This is a genomic window from Vibrio sp. 1402, from assembly GCF_033340275.1.
The window spans coordinates 1-557 of record NZ_JAWOWE010000560.1; the positions used below are offsets into that span (position 1 = coordinate 1).

Here is a 557-nt window from a genome sequence, read left to right on the forward strand (position 1 = left end):
AAAACCTATGGGCAGACCGGATCGATTCTAGATCTAGGCACGGGGACAGGAGCAATTGCGTTGGCATTAGCGTCTGAGCTACCGAATCGTCAGGTAATGGGAGTTGACCTCAAACAAGAGGCCAAAGAGCTTGCTGAGTACAATGCCGCGCAGCTAAACATCAAAAATGTGACGTTTGACCAAGGTAGCTGGTTCGAGCCTATTGCAGAGGGAACAAAGTTTGCTTTAATTGTTTCCAATCCGCCGTATATTGACGAGAAAGATCCGCATTTATCCCAAGGTGACGTTCGTTTTGAGCCAAAATCCGCGCTGGTCGCTGATGAAAATGGCTTAGCGGATATTCGCCATATCTCCGATTTGGCTCGTCAGTATCTTGAAGAGGGCGGTTGGCTTGCCTTCGAACACGGTTACGACCAAGGCGAGGCGGTTCGCGAGATCATGCGTGGCTTTGGTTATCAGCAAGTTGTCACCGAAAAAGATTATGGTGGGAATGATCGAGTGACCCTCGGTTGCTACCAGCCTTCATAAGAACGAGCAAGTCAGCAGTAATTTATTAA

1 protein-coding gene is annotated in these 557 nt (G+C 48.5%); it reads left to right on the top strand.

Annotated features, from left to right (window positions below; all coding sequences use genetic code 11):
* Positions 1–528, top strand: a 528-nt coding sequence (gene prmC / locus R7044_RS27245) for a peptide chain release factor N(5)-glutamine methyltransferase (protein ID WP_225456229.1), incomplete at its 5' end; no start/stop codon positions are given.
* Positions 529–557: the final 29 nt, after the last annotated feature.